This is a genomic window from Ideonella paludis (assembly GCF_018069865.1).
In the GTDB taxonomy this organism is placed as follows: Bacteria; Pseudomonadota; Gammaproteobacteria; order Burkholderiales; family Burkholderiaceae_C; genus Ideonella; species Ideonella paludis.
Genome location: NZ_JAGQDG010000001.1, coordinates 527,229 through 544,613, shown reverse-complemented (window position 1 = coordinate 544,613; position 17,385 = coordinate 527,229). Strand labels below are relative to the sequence as shown.

Genomic DNA, 17,385 nt, shown 5'->3' with positions numbered 1-17,385 from the left:
AGTCTCCAAGGGTAGACGCCGATGCCTGCGCCTGCAGTCAGTGGGTAGGCTCTGCGCCGTAGATTCGTTGGACCCCTAACCCCTATGCCAAACATGAGCAGCTTCAATCCCGCTACCGATACCCAGGTCCCGGCCAGCCACTTGGCCCTGGAGCGCCTGTATCACTGGGAGCAGCATTCGCCCCAGCGCATCGCGTTCAGCCAGCCTGTGGGGGGCGGCGTGGTGCGCGACTTCACTTGGCGTGAAGCCCTGGAGGAAACCCGCCGCATGGCGGCTTGGCTGAAGGCTCAGGGCTTTGAGCCTGGCGCCAAAGTGGCCATCTTGTCCAAGAACACCGCTTGGTGGCTGATGGCCGACTGGGCCATCTGGATGGCGGGGTATGTCTCGGTGCCGCTCTATCCCACCTTGGCGGCTGACACCATTGCCCAGATCCTCGCCCACTCTGAATCTCGCGCCCTCTTTGTGGGCAAGCTCGACGGCTTTGCCGACATGCGTGCGGGTATTCCGCAAGGCCTGCCTTGCGTGCGCATGCCGCTGAGCCCGGAAGACGCCCCGGGCCTGCGCTGGGAAGACATCTCGGCCAGCACCGGCCCACTGGGCGGCAACCCTGTGCGGCCGGCAGACGAGCTGTGCACCCTGATGTACACCTCGGGCACCACCGGCACGCCCAAGGGCGTGATGCACAGCTTCGGCACCTTTGCCTGGTCGGTGGCCTCGGGCCTCAAGCGCGTGCCCATGCGCCAAGACACCCGCATGCTCAGCTACCTGCCACTGTCCCACGTGGCCGAGCGCGTGTTGGTGGAGCATGGCCAGTTGGCCACCGGCATGCGCGTGTGGTTTGCCGAAAGCTTAGAGACCTTTGCGGCCGACCTGCAGCGCGCTCGCCCCACCACCTTCTTCTCGGTGCCGCGCTTGTGGGTCAAGTTCCAGCAGGGTGTGCATGCCAAGATGCCGCCGGCCAAGCTCGACAAGCTCTTGGGCCTGCCCTTGGTGGGTTGGCTGGTGCGCCGCAAGATTCAAAAAGCGCTGGGCCTGGACCAATGCGAGTTCGCGGCCGGTGGCGCCGCCCCCATGCCGCCAGACCTGCTGCGCTGGTATGCCAAGCTGGGCCTGGAGGTGATGGAGGTCTACGGCATGACCGAGAACTGCGGCCTGAGCCAATGCACCATCCCCGGCCAGCCGCGCCCCGGCACCGTCGGCCCCAACCATGTCGGCGTGGAGACCCGCATCGATATGGCCACCGGCGAGATCCAAATGCGCCACCCCGGCGTGATGCTGGGCTACTACAAATCACCCGAGCAAACCCGCGAGACCTTCACCGACGACGGCTGGCTCAAGACGGGCGACCAAGGCCAGTTCGACGCCGAGGGCAACCTCAGCATCACCGGCCGCATCAAAGACTTGTTCAAGTCCAGCAAGGGCAAGTACATCGCCCCGGCGCCCATTGAAGACAAGCTGGTCACCCACGAGGCTGTTGAGGCCTGCTGCGTGGTCGGCGCCAATATGGGCCAGCCCCTGGCCTTGGCCATGCTCAACCCCGAGGCCGCGCGCAAGGCCTCGCAGGCAGAAGGGCGCGCCGAGCTGGAAGCCTCCATGGCCGGCTTCCTCAAGAAGCTGAACGCCCAGTTAGACCCGCACGAGCAACTCGACTGCGTGGTCTTGATGACCGAGCCCTGGACCGTGGCCAACGAGCTGATCACGCCCACCTTCAAGGTCAAGCGCAACCAAGTCGACAAGGCCTTTGGCCACCACTACGAAGGCTGGGTGCGCCTGGGCAAGCCAGTGCTCTGGGCTTATTGATCTGCGCCTGATGCAAAAGGCCCCCGGTGCTTGTGGCGCCGGGGGCCTTTGTCGTGAAGGGCGTCAACAGGCCCTTGGCGGGCCTGCGGGACTCAGTTCTGGAAGGGTGTGTTCTCCGCAAAGTACTCGTGGCTGTCCGAGTTGTCCAAGGCCTTGGTGGGGCTGGAGATGGCCAGGGACTTGGCCGCACTTTGGCCATAAGCCCAGTCGTCGGTGGCCGCCACCACATTGAAGTGCATCATCTCGTGCACCAACGTGCCGCCCTTGGAGTCTGTGCCCGTCATCGGGGCGTTCCAGAACGCGCCGCACACATAGATCTTGTAGGGCTGGGTAGGGTAGACATAGGCATAGGTGCCGCTCTGCTTGCACGAGCAATCCAAGGTGATGGGCTTGGTTTGAAAGGCATCACGCGCCGCCGTGAAGTGGGCTTTGGCGATGTTCCAGTTGCCGCTGCTGAAGGCCCCAAACCAGGTGGTGTAGCGCGGCGTGCCTGAGGCTGGCCCATTGAGGTAATTGGTGGACGCCACCGAGTAGTTGGTGGCGGCCGTCACGGCCGAAGTCAGCGTGCTCTTTTGCGTGGTGGTGCACTTGCCGGTGAAGCTCAGCGTGGCTTGCGTGCCAATGGCGGCTGGCGCAAAGCTGGCGCTGGCGGTCTCGGTGCGCTCTTGCAGCCACAGCGTCAGGGCGGCGGAGTTCAGCGACTCGGTGTTGACGCCGCGCTGGCCGCGCCCGATGTAGCTGATGCTGTACTCGCCGTTTTGGCTCAGGTCATAAGTCCCGGTCAGCTCGACGGTGTATCGCGTGGTGGAGCCTGCCGCCAACGTCACATGGTCTGCCGCCGTGGGCTTGGCGCGTTTGAAGACTGGGCCCAGGTAGGTCACGGGCTGACCATCACGCTCGATCTGGAACAAGCGGCCCTCGACCTCGTCGCTGGGCAACTGCCAGCGCAGCACCTTCACCGCGTGGCCGCAGCGGTTGCTGACGGCCACGTCAATGCTCACATCCACGTTACCGCGCAACACGGCTTGGGGCGCACTCAACTGAACATCCAAGCAGCTTGTGGCAGCTTGCGCTGAGCTCAAGCCCAGCATGGACACGAGAAACACGGGTGCAGCGGACAGCTTCTTCATGAGATCTCCCGAGGGCCTGGTCAGGCCTTGTTGATGGAAGGGCCGACTCTAGGCTTGTTGGCCCCAAATGTCCCGAGGGGTATGCCGCCGATCCTGTATGTCTTTGGCAAGAGATGTAACGAAGATATTGAGCCTAAGAAGGATCAACTACTTTGCTGCCACTGCGCCACCACCTCTGCCGGTGCGCGGCTGCGCAGGTAGTCCGCCAGGGTGCGGCCGGGCTCATCGGCAAAGCGGCCTTGCGGCAAGGCCTGCACCTCCACCGCCACCAGCCTGTCGAGGCGAAAGCTGCGAAAGTCTTGGCGCAGCTCGCACCAGGCCGCCAGCGTCCAGCGCCCGCCCCAATAAAAGCAGCCCAAGGGCCGCACGCAGCGCTGGCTGGATTGGGCCTCGGCATCGCGGTAGTGCAGGCTCACCCGCAAGCGCGCTTGCGTGGCCTCGCGCCACTGCTGCAAGCCCTGCTGCTGCGCCGGGCTCAGGCTGGCCGAGGCCACGGGTGGCGCAAACAAGGGCAAGGCCTGGGCAGCGGCGCGCGTGCTGCTGGGCAGCACCGACATCACCCGCCCCAAGGCCAGCTCGGCCGCGCGGGCCAGGGCCGGGTCCAACCAAGGCTGGGCCAGCCGCACCGAGGCCACCAAGGCCATCGCCTCTTCAGCGCTGAACAAGAGGGGTGGCAAGTCAAACCCCGCACCCAGCCGATAGCCCACACCCGCCTCGCCTTCCAGCGGCACACCCTGGGCTTGCAGGTCGGCCACATCGCGGTAAATGGTGCGCTCTGACACCTCCAGCCGCTGCGCCAAAAACGCCGCCGTGGTCAGCCGCCGCCCGCGGATGATCTGGACGAGTTGAAACAGGCGGTCAGCGCGGCGCATCTGGCAATAGCGGTGTGGCGATGGACGGCTTAGTCTAGGGCGTGCAAGCCCACGCGGTTGCCGTCCAGGTCGGTGATGTGCGCAAAGAAGCCCATGCCCGGTGGCAAGGCCTGGCGCGGCAGCGCCACCTGGCCCCCGGCCGCCACGGCGCGGGCCAAGGCGGCGTCCAGCGAGGGGCTGGCGTCCAGATACACCAGCGTGCCGCCGGTGGCGGGCGCCGGTGCCGTGGGCCCACACATCAGCGCACCGCCCACACCCTGCGGGTAGTCATAGGCAAACACCGCGCCTTGCGACGGGCCCATGGCCTCGCGCCGCAGGGCGTGGCCCGTCACGGCCTCATAGAACGCCTGGGCGCGGGCCAGGTCTTGCACAGGGATCTCGAACCAAGCAATGGCGTGGGTGGGGTGGGTCATGAGAAGGGGCTCCAGTGAATTGAACGTGAAGAAGAAAACGTCTTCACATGGTGCCCACCCCCTGCTGACACCGTGGTGTCAGCAGAGTCAGCCCGCGCTCATCGCTTTGCGCTGCGCCTGGGTCAGCCCCCCGTAACCCCAATGTTGAGCAGGCACCTCCAGCACCGTCACATAGCTGGCTTCGGCTAAGGGGCTGCTGCCGCCCAGGTGGGCTTGCAGCGCGGCAAAAGCCTGGGCCACAAAGGCGGCCTTCTCCTCATCGGTATTGCTGCCTTGGCTGATGCGGATCTCCACCAGCGCCATGGGCGCATTGGGCGCTTCGCCCCCCAGTGCCCACAGCCAGGCCTCGGTTTGCTGAATGTGCAGCGCCGTGACGGACGCGCGCTTGCCCAGCACCGTGGTGCTGAGCTGGGTCAGTGCCTGGGCCAAGGCGCGAAGGCGCGCGGGCTCTTGGGGTGGGCAGAGCTGCAAGTGCAGGGTGGGCATGGTGTGGGGCCTTTCCTAACGCTTCAACCCAAGGTCAGCCGCTGGCGCAGCTTGGCATGGGCCCGCAGGCGGGCCTGCAGCCGGGTGGCGGCGCGTTGGGCCGCGTGGGCGGCGCCGGTGGCGGCCTGCCACAGCGCATCCCCCGCGTCTTGCAAGGCTTGCTGGCGCAGACGGTGCGCCTCGGCCAGCGCCTGGGTGCGCAGCAGGTGGCGGGTGGCAACGTCCAGGGCGGGTGGGGGGGTGTGCATGGTGCGGGTCTCCTTGAGGTGGGTGGCTGGGGCGATGGCTGAACTCTAAGCAGCAAGCAGAACCCGCGAAACCACTCAAAAGGCCAATTGCTTTTGCACTATTTGCAAAGCCAAGCCCGCCCGCCGCACAATGCGGCCATGAACCTGCAACTCGACGACTTGGCCCTGTTCTTGCGCGTGCAGGCCCTGGGCTCGCTCTCGGCGGCCGCGCGCGAGCGCCAATGGCCGGTCAGCCAAGTCAGCCGCGCCCTGGTGCGGCTAGAAGCCCAATGCGGCGTGCGCCTGATGCACCGCAGCACCCACGGCCTCTCGCTGACGGACGAGGGCGACACCGTGGCCGAGCACGCCCGCGCCATGCTGGGTCATGCCGAGGTTCTACAGGCCGATTTAAGGGGCCGCTTGGCGGGGCCCAGCGGCTGGGTGCGCGTGGCCGTCAGCCCCGCCCTGGCCGAGGCCGTGGTGGCCCCCAGCCTGCCCGGCCTGTACGAGCGCTACCCCGACCTGAAGATCGACCTCAGCGCCGACGACCGCCTGGCCGACATGGCCCGCGACGGGATCGACCTGGCCATCCGCACCGGCGAGGTGCTGCAAGACGGCCTGGTGGCTCGCCCCCTGGGCGGCTATGGCCGCCTGCTGTGCGCCAGCCCCGCTTATCTGGCGCGTTACGGCGCGCCCAAAGCCGTGGCCGACCTGCACCAACACCACCTCATCGCCAGCAGCGTCAGCCCCAGCCTCAACCGCTGGCCCATTGCCCCCGCCGCAGGCGGCGGTGAGTGGCTGGTGCAAGGCCGCACCCGCAGCGACAACAGCGCCGCCACCCTGGCCCTGGTGCTGCACGGCGTAGGCCTGGCCCGCCTGGCCGAGCCCGTGGCCCGCCCCCACCTGGCCAGCGGCGCGCTGGTGCAACTCCTAACTGAGCAAATCGACCCCCAGCACGTGCCCGTCTACGCCGTGATGCGGCCTGAGCGGCAGCGGCTGCCTAAGCTGCGGGCGTGTATTGAGTGGTGGGGGAGGTGGGTGGGGAGCGAAGGTCAGTGATAGTCCTCTTCACGCTGATGGCGCAGCGCCAGCACCACCACCTTGGAGGGGCTCACGATTTCATAAAGTGCCACATAGCCCGTGGCGCCGACCGGAATGATCAATTCCCTCTGCACGGGGCTCTGTCCTGACTTGCGGAAACTGAACGGCGTGGAGCCCAACTGGTGCACTGCGGTGGACCTGACAGCATCGATCACCGCCTGCGCTCGGTAGAGGTCATCGTCACTCTCAGCCCTGTCTAGCAAGAAGTCGAAAAGCCGTTCCAAGTCGACCTCGGCCATGGGCGAAAACTCGACGACAAAGCTCATCGCTTGAGCTGCTTGCGCTTGGCGTCCAGCTTGGCTTGCAGCTTTTCAAGCACGGCTTCCACCGGCACAGAGACACCTGTGCGGTGGTACTCGTCAGACGCTGCTTGCGCCCGGGCATGAAACTCGTCTTGCACGCGCCTGAAGGCGATGGCGTTACGCATCGTGGACTCGACGAAGGCGGTCAGCGTTTCGCCCTCACGAAGGACGGACTCCAGGTCTGCGCGCAGTTCGGGCTCTACCCGAATTTGGGGGATGACGGCGGTCTTCATGAGGCTAATGTATTGCGAATGCAATACAAATTCAAGCGTTCATTCGGCGATGGCTCTTGCGGCATTCACGTGATCCGGCGCAGACGGCAGGGTCTGAAGCCGAGCCCAAGCCGGTGCAACCGGATGAATGGCCTGAAGTTATGCTGCAGCCCACCTCGAAACTGAGTACATCAAACCCACCGCTGGTGGCCAATTTGGAGTGTGCAGACCTCGACGCTGGTGATAATGAGCAGCATCAGCGGGGCCAAAGGTTCAAACCCCCATTACCCACCGAGGCGCTCCCTGCCACCGACACCACATGGTTCAGTTCACAAGGGTTTATCTGCTGCAAACAGTGGCTGCGCAGTCCCTGAGCTGGGTGGCGCGGCTGATAAACGCTATTCGTTGGGCCTTCTAAACGCATACCGATGACAGACATGAGTTCCGACAGCACCAAACAGCCGAAGAAGGGATTGGTCATTCAGCCGCTTAAGCAGCCCTTCGACCTACAGACTGAAAAGCTAGGCGTCGTGAAGGTAGGACACCTCACGATGAAGGCACTCATCAAGATATCGCCAGACCTTGATCCGAAAAGCGAAGTAAGCGACCAAGACCTAATAATGGCTGTATTTCTTGCTGTGGCAACGCATCCCCCAGAAACTGATGGGGTACAGCCTTGCCCACTGACAGCAGATGAGGTAGCCCAAGTTACCGAGCAAGATATTCGCGACTTTGCTAAGCGCTTTCTTGAAGCCGAGAATTGGGAGGCTTCTTCTGAGGCAGACCCAGTAGCTTCGTTGGCTGAAAAAATTCGATCGCAGATTCGTCAAATTGGTGAATCGACGAAGAAGACGATGGACCAATTTCAAGGCATTTTGTCAAACGATACAAAGCGCCTCTTTATGATGAACACTGCCCTTAGCGAACGACTTAAGGAGGTATCGGGCTTAGCAAAGATCAATCAGTTCATCAAGGACCGAGAGCAATTTGAATCGCTCACTGCCGCAAGTCAGTTATTGAAAGAAAGAGAAGAATATTTGAAGGTGGGCGCTACAGCCGACCTATTAAAGAATCTTCCGGGGGCAAGTGCAACCGGTGCGTTTGCTCCATTGCCTAAATTAGAGCTTCCAAAAATCGAAATCCCTCAGCCAGTCGATCTGCCTATCAATCGAGCAGCGAAGGCCATGACGGAGTTGAACCAAAAGGCCGATTCTCTAAAAGAAACTGCGGATGCGATGGCCTCGGCGATTGGAATAATGAACGAAGCTATCGCAAGTGCATTGCTCGACTTCAAGGCCAAACAACAGCGCGATGATAAGAGTCAGCGGATTAGCCTAAATATTGCAGCGGGTTCGCTGGTCGCGTCGGTTATCGTGGGCTTAGTCTCGCTTTGGTTTTCCTGGGGAAGTTACGAACTCGCGAAAGCTTCGGACACCTCATCTAGCGAGCAAAGAATAGGCACTGAGAATGCAATGGCGGAGCAAACAAAACTGCTGAGAGACCTCTTACTGACCCAACAGGAGCAAAAGAAGCTGCTCGCTGACAGCCAATCCTCCGTTGCCGCTCGGGGGCCAAACACTGCTGTGCAGGGGGCGCTACGTGATAAAGCCATGCCGCGCCACTGACCTTGAACTTTAGGATCTCACACAAGGTAACAATGAATCAAATCGAACTTGAAAGTCAGCTAAATACCCTTGATGAGTGGATCAGGCAAAATCAAGCGCCTGCGATTGCAAGATTCTCTTCTGTTGCCAAGAAGCCATGCAGCGTACATGTCATGCACGCTCACCTTGGGAAAAACAACAACACCTTCGTCGATAGTGTCAGGACTCAATTCCTCAGCCCTGAAGACTTCATCTCCAAATGGATTGAGGGGTTGCACGGTAAGCTAGCGAAGATACAAACCGGAGCCAAGAGGCGCTATGAAGGCAAGATATTCAGCGAAGAAATACTTTTTGAAGCCCTGCAGGATGATCTTCTGAGGGAATACACATTCAAATTTCTTACCCGCAATTTCTACAGGAATTTTCAAGCGAGAATACGAAGCAAGCCAAACGAGGAGCTATGGTCAATTTGGTTTGGAGCGGGTAATTTATGCTGGGGCCTGGTCATCTCACCAACTCGCCGCAATGAGGAATGGACAAATGACAAAAGCCAAATGCGCAGGGAAAGCTACCATTATTGGACAATTGGGCACGTTCTTGCAACCGGATTAATTGACCCGACATCGCCAGAACCGGTCAGCTTTGCAAACATCAGCGAATTCGCGGTATTTTATCGCAGCATACTGAAGAGAGTCTCAAACTCTTTGTACGAACAAGCGATTTATGATAAGTACATCGACTACATTAAAGCATCCACGCAACCAAGTGACGTCCCGCTTTTGATACCTGAACTTAGGTATGCTGGTAAGGAAAAAATGCACGAGCATCGGTTGGATTTTTCGGTGCTGAATGTACACACCTCAACACTTACAGGTTTCGAATTGAGCCCAGCGTCCACGCATATTAGCGTGGCGGGGATTAAAGATAAGACGCAGGTTGCAGTCAATGCCCAACTAGCAAAAGACTGGGAAAAGGAAGTGGACAAGAGAAATGATTACTTCGAAAAGTATGGAATAACGACCATAACGTTCGCCGATAGAGATTTAAAAGACGTCGATTCGTGTTTCTCAAAAATAAAGTACTTCCTCGATCAGCGTGCAAAAAAGCAAGTTTCCATATCTGAAGCCCTAAACAACCTATCCAAGCTTCGCATAAACAAGACCAACCAAAATATGCCTTAACTGTCGATTCAACGCGGATGCCAACATTGGGCAGGGTTCGCCATGTTATTGGCCAGTGCTGGTGCCCGCCGCCTTAGGCTACGGCGCCGGTTGATCTGGTCGTTGATAACTTCGCCTACGGCAATGACCGCTTTGTAGCGCTGAGCGTGCATTCACCCCAAAACCCCAGCTGACTGCACCCGCTGCATACACCCCTCACAACGTAAACGTAAACCCCTCAATCAACGCCCCCGGCGTGCGTGAGCCCCCCAAGGCCCTTTCCTCATAGGTGTCTACGGCCGGGTCGATGGCAGTGTGGCTGGTCAGCGCGATGAGCTTGGGGCCGAGGGCGTCGAAGAGGCTTTCGTCCCAGCGCATGTCTTTGATGGGGCCGACGATGGCGCCGTTGTCGACCCAGAAACAGGCATAGCGCGTCATGCCGGTGACGCGGGCGGAGACGGGGTCGCTCCAGTTCAGGTAATGCAGGTTGGACACGTACAGGCCCGTGCCCAGCGCACTCAAAACGTCGGCTTCGGCCAGGGTGCCAGGGGCGACATCCAAGGCGCGGGGGGACTCCCCCTCATTGGCGCCGTTAGGCTGGAGGCCAAACTCTTTGGCGGTGCGGGCGTTGACGAGCAGCGAGGCCAGTTGGCCGTTGGCAATCAGCGGCAGTTGAGGGGCTGACACTTCGCCTTGGCCGTTGAAGCGCGGGGTCAGGCCGAGGTTGAAGTTCTCGGTCACGTTCAGCAGGGGCGAGAGCTGCACTTCGCCCTCCACCAATTTCTTGAACGGGCTGAGGCCCTGCTTCCAGGCCAAGGCACTGAGGGCATCCCAGCCCATCATCCCCACCAGGTCGCTGAGGGCGCGTGGTGCCAAGTAGGTGCGGTACTGGCCAGGGGCCACGGTTTGCAAGGGCTTGTCCATCAAGGCCAGCAGGCTTTTGCTGTGCGCCAGGTTGGCCGCCCATTGCTCGGCGCTCCACTGGCTGTCGGCATAGCTGCCTTTGACGGCGCGTGCGCCGTTGTAGAGCGAGTAGTCCAAGAAGAAGTTTTGCGTGGCAAACCAGTGCCGCTGGCCTTTGGAGTTGCGGTTGGCGCGCACGATGGAGCCACTGGCATACAAGCCCGCCATGTCGCAGCCTTGGGCCGGGGCCAAGATGGCCGGCACCACCTCAGACGGCGCCAGCAAGTGGGCCCTGAAGGTCTCGTCGCTGCTGCCGTGGTTCTCAATGGGGACTTGGTGGGGGTCAGGGGGCAGCACCTGCAGCTCTTGGCGGCACTGTGCCAAGAGCTGGGCCATGTTTTGCGCATCGGTGGGCCCATCGCCAGACAGGGTGCGTGAGGCCTGGGTGCTGCGCCCATGCCCTTGGAGCTCCAGGGCCAAGGTCATCTGCTCGACCTGGGTGGCCTGGCGCACCTGGTTGTTGTTGAGGCGCACAAACAAAGACGCTTCGGCGCTGAGGTTCAGCGTGGCGGCCTCGTCGCCTTGAAGCTGGCCCAGCACCTGGTCGCACAGGGCATCGAAGTGGCCACGCACGGTGTCGAGAAAATCGGGTGTCGTGCTTTTCATCATCATCATCACGCTTGGCCTCCGAAAACTTCCACACCCCTGAACAAGCAGGGCGGCGACGCATGGCCGACACGGATGACTTGGCTGGGTTCACCCTTGCCGCAAAACAGGGTGCCGAAGACTTCGCTGTGCTGGCCCACGGCGGCCAAGCGCCGCCAGAAATCGACCGTGATGCCTCGGTAGTTGGGGTTGCGCACCACTTCGCCGAGCTGGCCCTTGCGGATGATGCGGCCGTACTCACAGCCAAACTGGAACTTGTTGCGGTAGTCGTCGATGGACCAAGAGCGGTTGGTGGCCATCAAGACACCGTGCTCGACCGAGGCGATCATGGCCTGCAGGTCTGAGCTGCCGGGCTCGAGGTTGATGTTGGCCATGCGGTCGATGGGGGCGCGGTTCCAGGCCGCCGAGCGGAAGTTGGCCACACCGGGTAGGCCCGAGCGGACTTGAGACTCGACCGAGCCCAAGCCACGGCGCAGGATGCCACCTTCGATCAGGAACTCGCGCTGGGCGGGGTGGCCGCCGTCGTCAAAGGCATAGCTGGCCAAGGCGTGCTCGGTGGTGGGGTCGAAGGTCACATTCATCAGCTCAGAGCCATAGCGCAGTTGCCCAAAGTCGCTGGGCTGCACAAAGCTCCAGCCAGCATAGTTGCGCTCGTCGCCCAAGATGCGATCCAGCTCCAGCGGGTGCCCGATGGACTCGTGGATCTGCAACATCATTTGGTCGGGCATCAGGATCAAGTCCATCGTGCCCGTCGGGCAGTTGGGCGCCGCCAGCAAGGCCAGCGCCTCTTCGGCCACCCGCTGGCCTTGCTGCGCAAACACCGCCGCATCGAAGACCTCACCCCCGAACTGGCCGGTTTGGTTCCAGCTTCGGGTTTGGGACTGCACGCCCTCGGCAGCGGTGGCCGCCAAGAGGATGTCCACCATGTCGAACTGCTGCGTCGTCTGCGTGCCATTGCTGGCGTAATAGTCGATCTGGGTCTGCACCAGCGTGGCATGGGCGCTGCGGCTGACGACCTGCTCGCTCAGCGCCATGGCGCGCGAGGCCTGCTGCAGGCACTGCGTGACCTGAGCCAAGGGCACTTGAGAGAGACGGCTCTGCGCCGGGCTGGTGTAGCGGCCCTGCACGGCGGCGCGCTGGGCCTCGGTGAAGGCATGCACCTTGTAGGGGGCCATGGCGCGCGTCGTCGCAATGGCTTGGTCAAAGGCGCGCTTCAGGCCTTCGGGGCGCAAGTCGGCGGTCGCGGCATAGCCAAAGTGGCCGTCCACCAAGACTTCGCACATTGCGCCCTCATCGCAGCTCGTGTGATTGCTGTCGGGGCTGTCATTGCGAATGGCGCGTGATTGGGTGACTTCGCGCGAGTAACGCACACCGGCCCATTGCGCGGCCTTTTGGGCGTGGCTCAGGGCTTCTTGGGGGTCGAACTGATGCATACAGATGAAGAATGGGCAGGGTGACGACGGTTGCTCAAAACGAGTTTACGCCGCACGCCTGGCCACAGGCGCAAGGGCTTTCCTGCCTCAGGCGCTGGCCACCACCAGCCTCAGGCCTCCCTTGGGCCTCAGCGTCACATGCATCTGGGGCACGGGCTCGGCGGCCCCCTCGGGCCAGCGCAGCTCAAAGCGCTGCAGCATCATCGCGGCCAGCAGGGTCATCTCCAGCGTTGCGAAGTGCTGGCCCAGGCAGACGCGGGGGCCCAGGCCTAAGGGGATGTAGGCGCCTTTGGGCGGGGCTTCTGCGGGAGCCATAAAGCGCTCGGGGCGGAAGGCCTGGGGCTCGGGGAAGGTGCGGGCGTCGCGGTGCAGCACCCACGGGGTGATGCGCAGCATGGCGCCTTGGGGGATGGCCCAGCCGCCCAGGGTGATGGGGGCGGTGGTGCGGCGGCTCATCAAGGCGGCCACGGGCGGGTAGAGCCGCATGGCTTCTTTCAGCGTGGCGCTCAGCCAGGGCAGTTGGGCCATGTCCTCGGCGCAGGGGTCTCGGGGGCCTAGCAGGCTGCGCACTTCTTGGCGGGCGCGGGCTTGGGCCTCGGGGTGGCGGGCCATCAGCGCGCTCCACCACAGCAGGGCGGTGGACGAGGTTTCATGCCCCGCCTGAAAAGTCACCACGCACTGGTCAAACACCTCTTGGCGCGACAGGGCTTGGCCGTCCTCATCGCGCAGGGCCAGCAGTTGGCCCAGCAGGTCGGTGCTCGTCGGCTGAGCTTGAGCCAGCCGCTCCTCAATGCGGCCGTTAATGAGCTGGCGCAGCGTGCGCAGCGCGGCGCGCTTGGCGGCCTTGCCGGGCAGTGGCAGCCAGTCGGGCAGGGTCACGGGCCAGAACATTTCTTTGAAGGCGGTGGCCGAGAGCACCTGGGTCGCGTGCATGGCGGCGTCGGCCTCGCCGGGGCGGGCCTCGCCAAACAAGGTGCGCAAGATCACCTCAATGGTCATGCGGTTCCACACCGTGTCCATGGTGTGCTCGCGGCTGGGCGATGTGGCCAGCGCGTTCAGGCCTTGGTGGCCGGCCTGCACCATCAGCGCGGCATAGCCGGCCACGCGCTTGGGGGTAAAGGCGGGCATCAGCATGCGGCGCTGCCGTTGCCACAGCGCGCCTTCGGTGGTCAGCACGTTTTGGCCCAGCGCATCGGCAAAGACCGCCACACCGCGCTGCCAGCGCACCAGGTGCTCAGACTGGGTGATCAGAGCCTCGCGCACCAGATCAGGCGACATCAGGTCGTAGGCCTGCTCGTTGAAGATCTTCATCAGGCTGATGTCGCCATGCGCGCGGTGCAGGCCGTCCATCAACCCCAGGTAGTCGCGGCGCATGGCCAGCAGGAGGTTCAGGCCGCCCCATCGGCGGGCTGGCCCAGCCAGCGGGGTGGCGGCGTGGTGAGGGGGCAGGGCGGCGGGCTGAGAAGGGGTGTCCATGCTCGCAGCATGCCAGCGCTGGGGGGCAAGGTATTGAACGATTCCGACAAGGGGCAGGAATAATGCGCCCCATGGCCACGCCCTGTGACACCACCATTCCTACGCCGCCGGGCTTGCTGCCTGCGGGCAGCTTGTGGCGGCCCAGCACGGCACTGGCGTCTTGCGTGTGGGCCTATATGTTGCGCAGCACGCTGGGGCATGCGCTGGCGGACGAGCAACGGCTGAATCACTTTCCAGCCACGCCCTTGTGCAGCTTGACCTGGTGGCTGGAGGGCGAGGCGGTGAGCTTGTGGCCCGACGACCCTCAACACCTGCCCACCACGCCTGAGGCGCCGCGGCAGGCCTTGCCCTCACGCTGGGTGTTGGGCGGGCCGCGCACCGGCCCCGGCACCAGTTGGAACCCTGGCCCCGTGCACAGCCTGACGGTGATGCTGATGCCCGAGGCCCTGCAGGCGCTGACGGGCTTGGCACCTGCTGAGTTGACCGATCAATTCGTGGACGCCCACCAGGCCTTGCCCGCCCCTTGGCAGGCGGTGCATGAGCAGGTCTTGGCGGCCCCGAACGATGCGGCACGCTTGCAGGCGCTGGAAGATTTTCTGGAGCCTTTGTGGGCGGAGCGCAGGCCGGCTGCGGCACCTGCTACACAAAGAATGAGTGACTGGGTGGCTCACCTGGCCCAGCGTGCAGCCACCTCGGCCAGTGGCCGCAGCCTGCGCCAGTTGGAGCGGCGCATCAAGCACTGGGCCGGTATGCCACTGCGCGACTTGCAGGTCATGGGCCGCTCAGAGCAAGTGTTTTTCGACGCGGTGGCGGCCCAGTTGCGGGGGGATGTGAACTGGACCCAACTGGCGCTGGAGGCGGGTTACACCGACCAGGCCCATTTCTGCCGCGTGACCCGCCGCATGACGGGCCTCAGCCCCGAGGCTCTGCGCCAGGGCATTCTGACGGGCGAGGGCTTTTGGCCTTATCGCCTGTGGTTATGAGTCGGCCTGGCCGAACTGCATCAGCATCTCACGCCCCCAGTCTTCGGGGCCCGTGAGGGTCAGCGTCACGGTCACCCAGTCGCCCTCTTGGGTTTGCTGCTGCTCGGCGTCCCACGCTCCACCGTCATCCAGCGGCCCGCAAGGCCCCGGTGCATGGGCTTGGCACCAGGCCAGCACGGTCTGCACCTCGGCCAGCACCGCCCCCAGTTGCGGCGGCTTGACGCTGGCCATGGCGTCCCAGGTGCCGTGGCCTTCGCCGTCGTCGCTGCTGTCGAAGTGGAGGTAGTTCAAAGCCATGGCGCAAGGATAAGCCACATGAAAAACGGCGCCCTGAGGCGCCGTTGTGCAGGGGGCAAAGGCCTAGAAGGATCAAGCCGCCTTGGCCTTCAAGCGCCATGCGTGCAGCAGGGGCTCGGTGTAGCCGCTGGGCTGGGCTTCGCCCTTGAGCACCAGGTCCAGCGCGGCTTGGTAGGCCGGGCCTTCTGGGTTGGCCGCCAGGGGCTTGTAGGCCGCGTCACCCGCGTTCTGCTTGTCCACCACCTTGGCCATGCGCTTGAAGGTGCTCTTGACCTGGGCCTTGGTGGCCACGCCGTGGCGCAGCCAGTTGGCCATGTGCTGGCTGGAGATGCGCAGCGTGGCGCGGTCTTCCATCAGGCCGACGTTGTGGATGTCGGGCACCTTGGAGCAGCCAATGCCTTGGTCGACCCAGCGCACCACATAGCCCAAGATGCCCTGGGCGTTGTTGTCCAGCTCTTGCTGCACTTCCTCGGCGCTCCATTTGGCCTGCTTGACCACGGGGATGCTGAGCAGGCCTTCAAGGATCTCTTCGCGCACGGCCGCACGGTCGCTGGCTTTGTCGGCCTTTTCCAGCGCCTTTTGCACGCCGAACACGTCCACCTGGTGGTAGTGCAGCGCGTGCAGCGTGGCGGCGGTGGGGCTGGGGGTCCAGGCGGTGTTGGCACCGGCCTTGGGGTGGCCAATCTTTTGCTGCAGCATCGCGGCCATCAGGTCAGGCATGGCCCACATGCCCTTGCCAATTTGCGCCTTGCCACGCAGGCCGCATTGCAGGCCCACCAGCACGTTGTTGCGCTCATAGGCCTGGATCCAGGCGCTGGTCTTCATGTCGCCCTTGCGCATCATGGGGCCGGCGCGCATGGCGGTGTGCATCTCGTCGCCGGTGCGGTCCAGGAAGCCGGTGTTGATGAAGGCCACGCGGGCCTTGGCGGCGCCAATGCAGGCCTTGAGGTTGACGGAGGTGCGGCGCTCTTCGTCCATGATGCCCAGCTTGACGGTGTTGGCCTTCAGGCCCAGCAGCTTCTCCACGCGGGTGAACAGCTCGTCCGCAAACGCCACTTCGGTGGGGCCGTGCATCTTGGGCTTGACGATGTAGACGCTGCCGGTGCGGCTGTTGCGCACCGACTCACCGCTGGGCAGTTGGCCCCGGCCTTGCAGGTCGTGCAGGGCGATGGTGGTGGTGATGACGGCATCCATGATGCCCTCAGGGATCTCTTGGCCGGCCTCACCCCAGAGGATGGCGGGGTTGCTCATCAGGTGGCCCACATTGCGCACAAACAGCAGCGAGCGGCCGTGCAGCACGATGGTGCCGCCCTTGGGCGTCGTGTATTCGCGGTCGGGGTTCAGGCCGCGGGTGAAGGTCTTGCCGCCCTTGCTGACGGTCTCGGTCAGGTCACCCTTCAAGATGCCCAGCCAGTTGCCATAGGCTTGCACCTTGTCGTCGGCATCCACCACGGCCACCGAGTCTTCCAAGTCCAAGATGGTGGACAGGGCCGATTCGATCACCAGGTCGCTGACACCGGCGGCGTCCGAGGCGCCGATGGTGGTGTTGCGGTTCACGCGGATCTCCAGGTGCAGGCCGTTGTGCTCCAGCAGCACGGCGGTCGGCGCCGCAGCGTCGCCCTGGTAACCAATCAATTGAGCGGCTTTCTTCAGGCCCACGGTTTGGCCATTGGCCAGCGTGACTTGCAGCGCGCCTTGCACCACGGCATAGCCGGTGGAGTCCACATGCGAGCCCTTTTGCAGCGGGGCGGTGCGGTCCAGCACGTGGCGGCAGTAGTTGATGACCTTGGCGCCGCGCACGGGGTTGTAGGCCTCGCCATTCGGGCCGGCTTTGGTGGCGCCGTCGTCTTCGCTCAGCGCGTCGGTGCCGTAGAGCGCGTCATACAAGCTGCCCCAGCGGGCGTTGGCGGCGTTCAGCGCATAGCGGGCGTTGGTGATGGGCACCACCAACTGCGGGCCGGCTTGCGTGGCCAATTCAGCGTCCACGTTCTTGGTGGTGGCCTTCACGTCGCCTGGGTCGGCCACCAGGTAGCCAATCTTTTCCAGGTGCTTGCGATAGGCCTTGGCCTTCTTGATCGGGCCTGGGTTGGCTTGGTGCCAGGCGTCCATCTCGGCTTGGATGCGGTCGCGCTCGGCCAGCAGGGCGGCGTTCTTGGGGGCCAGGTCAGCCACCAGCTTGTCAAAGCCGGCCCAGAAAGCGGCTTGCTCTACGCCGGTGCCGGGCAGCACCTGCTCATTGACGAAGTTGTAGAGGTTCGTGGCCACTTGCAGGCCATGGACGGTGGTGCGGTTGCTCATTGCAAGTCCTAGAGGAAGGTAA

At 63.3% G+C, this 17,385-nt stretch carries 17 protein-coding genes; 5 read left to right on the top strand and 12 right to left on the bottom strand.

The genetic code is table 11. The features are described from left to right. Positions 1 to 93 precede the first annotated feature (93 nt). Positions 94 to 1,800 (top strand): AMP-binding protein, encoded by a 1,707-nt coding sequence (locus KAK11_RS02460; protein WP_210805788.1) that lies wholly within the window; start codon positions 94 to 96, stop codon positions 1,798 to 1,800. Positions 1,801 to 1,892: 92 nt separating this feature from the next. On the opposite strand, the gene KAK11_RS02455 is transcribed toward KAK11_RS02460, so the two are convergent. From KAK11_RS02455 to KAK11_RS02435, 5 genes are all read right to left on the bottom strand, one after another. Then, entirely contained in the window at positions 1,893 to 2,930 is a 1,038-nt protein-coding gene (locus KAK11_RS02455; protein WP_210805786.1) for a M35 family metalloendopeptidase, read from the bottom strand. Between the two features lie 143 nt (positions 2,931 to 3,073). After that, positions 3,074 to 3,802, bottom strand: coding sequence for a helix-turn-helix transcriptional regulator (locus tag KAK11_RS02450; protein ID WP_210805784.1), 729 nt, complete (start codon positions 3,800 to 3,802; stop codon positions 3,074 to 3,076). Between the two features lie 29 nt (positions 3,803 to 3,831). After that, positions 3,832 to 4,215 (bottom strand): VOC family protein, encoded by a 384-nt coding sequence (locus KAK11_RS02445; RefSeq protein WP_210805782.1) that lies wholly within the window; start codon positions 4,213 to 4,215, stop codon positions 3,832 to 3,834. 87 nt (positions 4,216 to 4,302) lie between these two features. Then, positions 4,303 to 4,701, bottom strand: a complete 399-nt coding sequence (locus KAK11_RS02440; RefSeq protein WP_210805780.1) for a tautomerase family protein — start codon at positions 4,699 to 4,701, stop codon at positions 4,303 to 4,305. A 23-nt stretch (positions 4,702 to 4,724) separates the two neighbouring features. Continuing rightward, positions 4,725 to 4,949, bottom strand: coding sequence for a hypothetical protein (locus KAK11_RS02435; protein WP_210805778.1), 225 nt, complete (start codon positions 4,947 to 4,949; stop codon positions 4,725 to 4,727). 138 nt (positions 4,950 to 5,087) lie between these two features. On the opposite strand from KAK11_RS02435, the gene KAK11_RS02430 reads away from it, so the two are divergent. Continuing rightward, positions 5,088 to 5,987 (top strand): LysR family transcriptional regulator, encoded by a 900-nt coding sequence (locus KAK11_RS02430; RefSeq protein ID WP_210805776.1) that lies wholly within the window; start codon positions 5,088 to 5,090, stop codon positions 5,985 to 5,987. On the opposite strand, the gene KAK11_RS02425 is transcribed toward KAK11_RS02430, so the two are convergent. Both KAK11_RS02425 and KAK11_RS02420 read right to left on the bottom strand, forming a co-directional pair. Continuing rightward, a complete protein-coding gene (locus tag KAK11_RS02425; protein ID WP_210805774.1) occupies positions 5,981 to 6,295 on the bottom strand; it encodes a type II toxin-antitoxin system RelE/ParE family toxin in 315 nt (104 codons plus the stop codon). The genes KAK11_RS02430 and KAK11_RS02425 overlap by 7 nt on opposite strands. Continuing rightward, positions 6,292 to 6,564, bottom strand: a complete 273-nt coding sequence (locus KAK11_RS02420; RefSeq protein ID WP_210805772.1) for a YlcI/YnfO family protein — start codon at positions 6,562 to 6,564, stop codon at positions 6,292 to 6,294. Before KAK11_RS02420 ends, KAK11_RS02425 begins: the two co-directional genes overlap by 4 nt. Before the next feature lie 416 nt (positions 6,565 to 6,980). On the opposite strand from KAK11_RS02420, the gene KAK11_RS02415 reads away from it, so the two are divergent. After that, complete coding sequence (locus tag KAK11_RS02415; protein WP_210805770.1) at positions 6,981 to 8,168, top strand: hypothetical protein; 1,188 nt, start codon at positions 6,981 to 6,983, stop codon at positions 8,166 to 8,168. A gap of 32 nt (positions 8,169 to 8,200) precedes the next feature. Continuing rightward, positions 8,201 to 9,328, top strand: coding sequence for a hypothetical protein (locus KAK11_RS02410; RefSeq protein WP_210805768.1), 1,128 nt, complete (start codon positions 8,201 to 8,203; stop codon positions 9,326 to 9,328). Positions 9,329 to 9,523: 195 nt separating this feature from the next. On the opposite strand, the gene KAK11_RS02405 is transcribed toward KAK11_RS02410, so the two are convergent. From KAK11_RS02405 to KAK11_RS02395, 3 genes are all read right to left on the bottom strand, one after another. Further along, a complete protein-coding gene (locus KAK11_RS02405; RefSeq protein ID WP_210805766.1) occupies positions 9,524 to 10,885 on the bottom strand; it encodes a TldD/PmbA family protein in 1,362 nt (453 codons plus the stop codon). Beyond that, positions 10,885 to 12,309 carry a TldD/PmbA family protein gene (locus tag KAK11_RS02400; protein WP_210805764.1) on the bottom strand — a complete coding sequence of 475 codons (1,425 nt, stop codon included), beginning with the start codon at positions 12,307 to 12,309 and terminating at the stop codon, positions 10,885 to 10,887. The genes KAK11_RS02405 and KAK11_RS02400 overlap by 1 nt, the downstream gene beginning before the upstream one ends. An 87-nt stretch (positions 12,310 to 12,396) precedes the next feature. Next, the gene (locus KAK11_RS02395; protein WP_210805762.1) at positions 12,397 to 13,785 is read right to left on the bottom strand and encodes a cytochrome P450; all 1,389 of its coding nucleotides are present in this window, start codon (positions 13,783 to 13,785) and stop codon (positions 12,397 to 12,399) included. A 71-nt stretch (positions 13,786 to 13,856) separates the two neighbouring features. On the opposite strand from KAK11_RS02395, the gene KAK11_RS02390 reads away from it, so the two are divergent. Next, the gene (locus KAK11_RS02390) at positions 13,857 to 14,768 is read left to right on the top strand and encodes a helix-turn-helix domain-containing protein (RefSeq protein WP_210805760.1); all 912 of its coding nucleotides are present in this window, start codon (positions 13,857 to 13,859) and stop codon (positions 14,766 to 14,768) included. Here the strand turns inward: KAK11_RS02390 and KAK11_RS02385 are convergent. Beyond that, a complete protein-coding gene (locus KAK11_RS02385) occupies positions 14,763 to 15,065 on the bottom strand; it encodes a hypothetical protein (RefSeq protein ID WP_210805759.1) in 303 nt (100 codons plus the stop codon). The genes KAK11_RS02390 and KAK11_RS02385 overlap by 6 nt on opposite strands. Positions 15,066 to 15,137: 72 nt before the next feature. Continuing rightward, positions 15,138 to 17,363: a malate synthase G gene (locus tag KAK11_RS02380; protein ID WP_210805757.1), complete on the bottom strand. Its 2,226-nt coding sequence runs from the start codon at positions 17,361 to 17,363 to the stop codon at positions 15,138 to 15,140. Positions 17,364 to 17,385 lie beyond the last annotated feature (22 nt).